We start from the raw sequence: 8,137 nt of genomic DNA, 5'->3' as shown, positions 1-8,137 counted from the left end.
TGCACACCTACAACCACCACCGCTGCCACACCGCACTCGGAGGCAAGCCACCCATCAGCCGTGTGAACAACGCTGCGGGTCAATACAACTAGGGCCTGTCCGGAGCGGGCGGGATCAGCGCTCGCTGAGCGTTCCGCCCAGCTCCCGGGCCCGGCGTACGAACACCTCGTGCAGGTCCTGCGCCGCCCGCGGAACCGATTCGGCCTTGCGCCGCTGGAGCATCAGCAGCACCCGGGTCGTGTCGCCCTCGATGGGCCGGTAGGTGATCGTGCCGAGCCGCTCCAGCGGATCCCCGGCCACGCTGAAGTCCGGCAGGACCGTCGCCCCGAGCCCTTCGGCGACCATCAGCTTGCCCATCTCGGCGCCGTCGGTGGAGTACGAGAAGGACGGGGCGCGGCCGTCCAGGAGCCGATGGACGTAGCGGTGCATGACGTAGCCGGAGCGCATCGCGATCAGGGGCCCGGCGAGCAGGTCGTCCACCGTCACCGCCGCCCGCGAGGCGAGCGGGCTGTCGGGGCGCACACACACGACCGGCCGGCCACGCAGCAACTGCGTCGACTCGACGCCGGCGGGCACGTCGTCGCCCTCCAGGTGGTTGACCAGTCCGAGGTCGAATGCGCCCTCGGACAGGGACCGGTGGATCTCCGCCTGCTGTGCGCCCACCACCTCGACCTGGGTGACCGGATGCGCCGCGCGGAACTCGCGGACCACCGGGACGAGCAGCGGAACGGTCGCCGCGTTCACCGTGCCGACGCGCACCATACGGCTGATGCGGTGCTGCTCGCCGGCCGCCACCCGCAGCCGGTCCACCGCCTCCAGCACATGGACGATGTAGGGCAGCAGCTCCCGGCCCTCCGCGCTCATCGTCGCCCCGGACCGTTTGCGCTCCAGGAGGTCGACTCCCAGCTCCCGCTCGAGGTTTCTGACGGTCTCGCTCAACCCGGGCTGTGACAGGCGCAGTTCCTCCGCCGCGCGGCGCAGGGAACCGAGCCGTGTCACCGCCGCTATGTATTCCAGCTGTTCGGTGCGCACCCCAGCAGAATGCGGGATTTCACGGGCCGTTCAAGGGTTTCCCTGTCACACGTTCGTGAAATCCAATGGTCCGCGATACGAGACCGGTCGGGTTTTCCTTGACGGCCGTCGCGGCCGACTGCGACGATCGACGGCATGAAGATGCGACTGGACCTCACGCGGCGACGCCATGTCGACCTCGCGCGCGTCTCCAGCGCCTCCTGTTGCTGCGCGGCCTGATCCCTCCGATCCGCCGCCGTCTCCTTTCCACGCCGCACCTCCTGCTGTCACCGGACAGTCATGTGCCGCGTTTTCACCTCACCGCCTGAATTCGGCTGTCACGCATGCCTTTCGAATTCAGCGTGAGTCCCCATTCCGCAACAGGAGTCCCGCATGCCCGCAGCGCCCCTCCAATTCGCCTACTGGGTCCCCAACGTCAGCGGCGGCCTCGTCACCAGCAAGATCGAGCAGCGCACCGACTGGGGATACGACTACAACCGCGAACTCGCCGTCCTCGCCGAGAACAACGGCTTCGACTACGCGCTCAGTCAGGTCCGCTACATGGCCAGCTACGGCGCCGAGTACCAGCACGAGTCGACCAGCTTCAGCCTCGCCCTGCTGCTCGCCACCGAGCGCCTGAAGGTCATCGCCGCCGTCCACCCCGGCCTGTGGCACCCCGGCGTCCTGGCCAAGCTCGGCGCCACCAACGACCACCTGTCGAAGGGGCGCTTCGCCGTCAACGTCGTCTCCGGCTGGTTCAAGGGCGAGTTCACCGCCCTCGGCGAGCCCTGGCTGGAGCACGACGAACGGTACCGCCGCTCCGAGGAGTTCATCCGCGCCCTGCGCCAGATCTGGACCGAGGACCACGCCGAACTCGCCGGTGACTTCTACCGGTTGCGCGACTTCTCCCTCAAGCCCAAGCCGCTCAACACCCCCGAGCGCCCGCACCCGGAGATCTTCCAGGGCGGCAACTCCACCGCCGCCCGTGCCATGGCGGGCCGCGTCTCCGACTGGTACTTCTCCAACGGCAAGGACTTCGACGGGGTCGTCGAGCAGATCGAGGACGTACACAGGTCCGCGGCCGAAGTCGGCCGACGCGCACCGAAGTTCGGGCTCAACGGCTTTCTCATCGCCCGCGACACCGAGGCCGAGGCCCGCGAGACCCTCCGGGAGATCGTCGCGCAGGCCGACACCGAGGCGGTCGAGGGCTTCGGTGCCGCCGTGAAGCAGGCGGGACAGTCCGCCGGCGACGGCAAGGGCATGTGGCAGGACTCCACCTTCGCCGATCTGGTGCAGTACAACGACGGATTCCGCACGGGCCTGATCGGCACCCCGGAGCAGATCGCCGAGCGCATCGTCGCCTACAAGAAGCTCGGCGTCGACCTCTTCCTCCTGGGCTTCCTGCACTACCACGAGGAGGTCGAGTACTTCGGCCGCCGGGTGCTGCCACTCGTGCGCGAGCTGGAGGCCCGACTCCCGGACAGCGAGGCCGAGTCCGTCCACACCCACGTCTGACCACCCCCACAGCTTCCGCACCGCACTGCGAAAGAGGTCACCCCAGCATGAGCACCGTCACGCCCACCGACTGGCAGAAGAGCCCCGCCCCGCGGACCGCCGAGGACTGGGTCTCCCGCGCCGCCGAGGTCGCCGCCGTCCTCGCCACCGACGCCGCCGCACGCGACCGGGCCGGCGCCACCCCGTACGCCGAGGTCCGGCTCCTCAAGGACTCCGGCCTGGTCACCCTGCTCGGTCCCACCGAGCACGGCGGCGCGGGCCAGGACTGGCCGACCGCCTACCGGGTGGTCCGCGAGGTCGCCAAGGCCGACGGCTCCATCGGCCAGCTCCTCGGCTACCACTACCTGTGGAACTGGGCCGCCCGCCTGGTCGGCACCCGCGAACAGTGGGAGCACGTGGAGGCCGAGGCCGCCCGGGGCCGCTGGTTCTTCGGCGGGGCCGTCAACCCCCGCGACCAGGACGTGACCGTCACCGAGGACGGCGACGACCTCGTCTTCACCGGGCGCAAGTCCTTCTCCACCGGCAGCAAGGTCTCCGACGTCACCGTCCTCGAAGGCGTCCTGGAAGGCACCGACAGCCACGTCTTCGCGATCGTGCCCTCCGACTCCGAGGGCCTGACCTTCCACGACGACTGGGACAACATCGGCCAGCGCCTCACCGAGAGCGGCGGCGTCACCCTCGACGGCGTACGCACGCCGTGGTCCTCGGCGGCCGGTTACGTCGACAAGGTTTTCCGGCCGCGTACGTACAACACCCTCAACGTCCCCACCATCCAGCTGGTCTTCGTCAACTTCTACCTCGGCATCGCGGGCGGCGCGCTGGAGACGGCCGCCACCTACACCCGCACCAAGGCGCGATCCTGGCTGCACGGCGGCCACGAGCGGGCGGTCGACGAGCCGTACGTCATCGACACCTACGGCGACCTCACCGCGAAGCTCTGGGCGGTCGAGGCCCTCGCCGACACCGTCGCCGCCGAGGGGCAGAAGCTGCACGAGGACCCCGACGCGGTCACCGAACAGGGCCGCGGCGACTTCGAGGTGCGGGTCGCCGCGGTCAAGGCCCGCGCCACCGACGTCGCCCTGGAGATCTCGAACCGCATCTTCGAGGTGACCGGCGCCCGCTCCACGGCCACAGCGGAGGGCCTCGACCGCTTCTGGCGCAACGTCCGCACCCACACCCTCCACGACCCGGTCGCCTACAAGCGGCGCGAGGTCGGCCGCTGGGTCCTCGAAGGCGAACTGCCCGAACCCACCTGGTACTCCTGACCCCCCCCGGGGGCGCCTCCCGTGCGGAGGCGCCCCTCCTCCCCGAAAGAGGACCCATGGCCACCGTCCTGTCCGTCTCCGGCAGCCCCTCCGCCTCCTCCCGCACGGCGAAGCTCCTGCGCCACCTCGACGGCCGCCTCGCCGCCCAGGGGCACGAGGTGATCCCGCTCGACGTCCGCACCGTCCCGGCCGAGGCCCTGCTCGGCGCCGACTTCCGGCATCCCGCGATCGTCGAGGCCACCGAGCTCTTCGAGCGGGCCGACGGTCTCGTCATCGGCACCCCCGTCTACAAGGCGGCCTACTCCGGCGTCCTCAAGGCACTTCTCGACCTGCTGCCGCAGTACGCCCTCGCCGGCAAGACCGTCCTCCCCCTGGCCACGGGCGGTTCGACCGCCCACGTGCTGGCCATCGACTACGCCCTGCGGCCGGTGCTGAGCTCCATGGGCGCGGCACACATCGTGCAGGGCTGGTTCACGCTCGACAAGGACATCACCGCCCACGAGGACGGCTCCCTCACCGTCGCCCCCGCCGCGCGCGAGGCCCTCGCCCAGGTGCTCGACCAGTTCTCGACCGCCCTCGGCCGTACACCCCTGCTGGCCGCGGCGGGCTGACCCATGACCGTCAAAGTCATCGCCGACGACCTGGAGGCCCTGAGCGTCGCCCGTGCCCTGGCCGACGAGTTCCGCGCCACCGCGTCCGAGCGGGACGCCGAACGCCGCCTGCCCCGAGAGGAACTGGACCGGCTCACCGCCTCCGGCCTCCTCGCGGTCACCGTGCCCGCCGAGCACGGGGGAGCCGACGTACGCCAGGAGACCCTCGCCGAGATCTTCCGGCTGCTCGCCTCGGCCGACGCGAGCCTCGCCCAGATCCCGCAGAGCCACTTCGTGTACGTCAATGTGATTCGCCGTCAGGGCACGTCGGAGCAGCGGGAGTTCCTCTTCGGCGAGGTCCTCGGCGGGCGCCGCTTCGGCAACGCCCAGTCGGAGGCGGGTACGCGGCATGTCCAGGACATCCGCACCCGCCTGGAATTCCGCCCCGACGGCTCATACACGCTGACCGGCGTCAAGCACTACTCCACCGGCGCCCTCTTCGCCGACTGGATCCCGGTGCTCGCCCGCGCCGAGGACGACAACCTGCACGTGGCGTTCGTGCCCAGGGGCTCACCGGGGCTCACGGTGATCGACGACTGGGACGGCATGGGCCAGCGTACGACCGCCAGTGGCACCGTACGCCTGGAGGAAGTACCGGTACCCGCCGACCGCGTTCTCCCGCACCACCTCACCTTCCAGGGACCCCAACTCCACGGCGCGGTCGCTCAGTTGCTGCACGCCGCCATCGACGCGGGCATCGCGGGCGGAGCTCTGGCCGAGGCCGCCGAGTTCGTCCGCACCAAGAGCCGTCCCTGGTTCGAAAGCGGAGTCGAGACGGCCGCCGAGGACCCGCTGCTGATCCAGCGGTTCGGCGAACTCGCCATCCAGGTACGCGCGTCCGAGGCGCTTCTCCGGGAGGCCGCCCGTGCCGTGGACTCGGCCCGCGCCGACCTCACCGAGGACTCGGCGGCCGAGGCGTCCATCGCGGTCGCCGCGGCCAAGGCGCACGCAGCGCAGACCGCCGTGGAGGCCGGGAGTGCCGTGTTCGAGGTGGCCGGCACCCGTTCCGCCCTCGGCTCCCTCAACCTGCACCGTCACTGGCGCGACGCGCGCACCCACACCCTGCACGACCCCGCCCGCTGGAAGGTCCAGCACATCGGCAGGTACGTGCTGAACGGCACGCGGCCGCCGCGCCACGGCCTCCTTTAGAAGATCTTCCAGAACGGAGACCTCACGTGTCCCTCACCTTCCACTGGTTCCTCCCCACCAACGGCGACAGCCGCCATGTCGTCGGCGGTGGCCACGGCACGCCGGCCACCGCCTCAGGACGGGACCGGCCCCCGACGGTGGCCTACCTGAGCCAGATCGCCCGCGCCGCGGAGGACCTGGGCTTCGAGGGTGCGCTCACCCCCACCGGTGCCTGGTGCGAGGACGCGTGGCTGACCACCGCGATGGTCGCCCAGCAGAGCGAACGCCTCAAGTTCCTGGTCGCCTTCCGCCCCGGCTTCGTCTCACCGACGCTCGCCGCGCAGATGGCCTCCACCTTCCAGCGGCAGACCGGCGGGCGGCTCCTGCTCAACGTCGTCACCGGCGGTGAGAGCCACGAGCAGCGCGCCTACGGCGACTTCCTCGACAAGGACGCGCGGTATCGCCGTACCGCTGAATTCCTGGAAATCGTACGGGGCTTGTGGGAGGGCAAGACCGTCGATCTGCACGGCGAGCACCTCCAGGTCGAGGACGCGAAGCTGGCGCGCGTGCCGGACCCGGTGCCGCAGGTGTACTTCGGCGGTTCCTCACCCGTCGCCGGTGAGGTGGCCGCCCGGCATGCCGACGTGTACCTCACGTGGGGTGAGCCGCCCGCGCAGGTCGCCGAGAAGATCGCCTGGATCCGGGGCCTGGCGGCGGAGCAGGGGCGTTCGGTGCGCTTCGGCATCCGGCTGCACGTGATCACCCGCGACACGTCCGAACAGGCGTGGGCGGAGGCGAACCGTCTGCTGCAGGGCTTCGACCCGGAGACCGTGAAGTCCGTGCAGGCGGGGCTGGCCCGCAGCGAGTCCGAGGGGCAGCAGCGAATGCTGGCCCTGCACGGGGGTGGCGGCCGGGACGGGCTGGAGATCCACCCGAACCTCTGGGCAGGCATCGGGTTGGTGCGAGGTGGTGCGGGGACGGCTCTGGTCGGTAGCCATGAGGAGGTCGCCGAGCGGATCAAGGAGTATCACGCGCTGGGGATCGAGGAGTTCATCTTCTCCGGCTATCCGCATCTGGAGGAGGCGTACTGGTTCGGGGAGGGGGTGCTGCCGCGGCTTGCCGCGCAGGGCTTGTGGCGGCATCCGCACGGCGACCCGGTAGTTCCGTCGGCGCAGGTGCCGTTCGCCGGCTGAGAGGGATGGTTTCTGTCCGTCCGGCGTGTGGGGGTGGTCTGTGGGCTGGTCGCGCAGTTCCCCGCGCCCCGGGTGGGCTCAGCTGATCAGCGCCTTCAGGTGCGCCCTGCGTGACTCAGCCGTCTGGCCCTGGACCAAGAGGAACAGAGCCTCTCGGTCCAGGCGTTGGGCCCTGTTCGTCAGGGTCAGTGATCTGCCGCCGCCGGCCACCACGGCTGCCGTGGTGGCCGCGCGCATCAGCTCGTAGGCCTGGGTGCGCAGGGCCAGGCGCTCCTCCCGGTGCTCCTCCGCCGCGGGGTGGTCGGTCAGGGCGTAGGCGCGGGCGCGGATGTCGGTGAGGCGGGCGCGCAGGGGCTCGGCCGTGGTGTCGTCCAGCAGGGTGAGTGCCGTCTCGGTGATTCCGAAGACCGCCGGGGAGGCGTTCACCGTCTTCGTACGGTCCGCCGCGGCCCACTGCTCGTACGGCTGCCGGAGGACCACGGCATCCTCGGGAAGCCACAGGCCGTCCAGCTCCAACGACACCGTACGTGCGGCGGTGAGTGCCGCGAGGCGCAGGGGCGGCGACGCGCGCAGGCCCGGCTGCTCGCGTGCCTCGGTGAAGGCGAAGAGGGCCTCGTCGGTGTCCGTCACCCCGGCGAGGAGCATCACGTCGTTGAGGCCCCAGCCGGTGTACCAGGGGACGGTGCCGTCGAAGCGTCGGCCGCCCCGTTCCCGGGTGACCCGCACCGGAGTCCGGGGATACGCGCGAAGGTGGGCGTAGGCCACCCCGGACAGCGACTCGCCGCGGGCCAGCGAGCCCAGCAGCCGCTCCCGCACCGGCCCTTCGCTCTTCGCCAGTGTCATCACGGGTGTGTGGTGCTGCGTCTGCACGAACCAGGTCGAGCAGCAGGCCCCGGCCAGGACCTCCGCGACGTCCCTGGCCACCGGAGCGGGCGCCGCCGAGCCCCCGTACTCCTTCGGCGCGCTCAGCCCCAGCAGGCCGGATCGCCGGATCGCCTCGATGTGGGTCGCGGGCACGCCCTCCTGGTCGACCCGTTCGGCGTTGGGTGCGAGGAGGTCGTCCGCGAGCCGGCGGGCGCGGACGACGAGGGGGTGAGGGTGCGCGGCGATGGTCATGGAGAAATTCTCCCGATGTCGTCGTGCGCGGTGTCGATGCGGGGGTCTGCCGTTCGTGTAGGAGGTGAGACCAGAATCCGGCCCGACGGCCTACCTCGAACGCGTCCGGCGGACCCTGGACCGCGCCCAGCCCGGGCTGCTCGCAGGGGGTTTCCGCCCCCGCCGCCCCTTCCCGTCCCGTCCCTGGGGCTGCGCCCCCAGACCCCCGCTTTCGGCCCGAAGGGCCTCGTCCTCAAACGCCGGACGGGCTGATTTCAGC

General features: G+C 71.0%; 7 protein-coding genes. 5 read left to right on the top strand and 2 right to left on the bottom strand.

The features are described from left to right. Nucleotides 1-114: 114 nt before the first annotated feature. Nucleotides 115-1,032, bottom strand: a complete 918-nt coding sequence (locus ACFWWR_RS47910; protein ID WP_383873975.1) for a LysR family transcriptional regulator — start codon at nt 1,030-1,032, stop codon at nt 115-117. Nucleotides 1,033-1,404: 372 nt separating this feature from the next. Between ACFWWR_RS47910 and sfnG the strand changes: the two genes are divergently transcribed. The 5 genes from sfnG to ACFWWR_RS47885 are packed head-to-tail and all read left to right on the top strand — an operon-like array spanning nt 1,405 to nt 6,762. Continuing rightward, the gene (sfnG, locus tag ACFWWR_RS47905; protein ID WP_384310668.1) at nt 1,405-2,526 is read left to right on the top strand and encodes a dimethylsulfone monooxygenase SfnG; all 1,122 of its coding nucleotides are present in this window, start codon (nt 1,405-1,407) and stop codon (nt 2,524-2,526) included. A 47-nt stretch (nt 2,527-2,573) separates the two neighbouring features. Continuing rightward, on the top strand, nt 2,574-3,791 hold the full coding sequence (locus tag ACFWWR_RS47900; protein WP_384310666.1) for an acyl-CoA dehydrogenase family protein: 1,218 nt from the start codon (nt 2,574-2,576) through the stop codon (nt 3,789-3,791). 56 nt (nt 3,792-3,847) lie between these two features. Continuing rightward, entirely contained in the window at nt 3,848-4,402 is a 555-nt protein-coding gene (ssuE, locus tag ACFWWR_RS47895; RefSeq protein WP_383873983.1) for an NADPH-dependent FMN reductase, read from the top strand. A 3-nt stretch (nt 4,403-4,405) separates the two neighbouring features. Continuing rightward, a complete protein-coding gene (locus ACFWWR_RS47890) occupies nt 4,406-5,590 on the top strand; it encodes an SfnB family sulfur acquisition oxidoreductase (RefSeq protein ID WP_384310663.1) in 1,185 nt (394 codons plus the stop codon). Between the two features lie 26 nt (nt 5,591-5,616). After that, nucleotides 5,617-6,762, top strand: coding sequence for an LLM class flavin-dependent oxidoreductase (locus ACFWWR_RS47885; protein ID WP_383873989.1), 1,146 nt, complete (start codon nt 5,617-5,619; stop codon nt 6,760-6,762). 78 nt (nt 6,763-6,840) lie between these two features. Here ACFWWR_RS47885 and ACFWWR_RS47880 read toward each other — a convergent pair whose 3' ends face one another. Further along, nucleotides 6,841-7,878: an acyl-CoA dehydrogenase family protein gene (locus tag ACFWWR_RS47880; protein ID WP_383873992.1), complete on the bottom strand. Its 1,038-nt coding sequence runs from the start codon at nt 7,876-7,878 to the stop codon at nt 6,841-6,843. Nucleotides 7,879-8,137 lie beyond the last annotated feature (259 nt).

This window comes from Streptomyces sp. NPDC058678 (assembly GCF_042714835.1).
Taxonomy (GTDB): domain Bacteria; phylum Actinomycetota; class Actinomycetes; order Streptomycetales; family Streptomycetaceae; genus Streptomyces.
The sequence above is the reverse complement of the archived record's forward strand: the minus strand, read 5'-3'. Positions and strand labels throughout refer to the sequence as shown.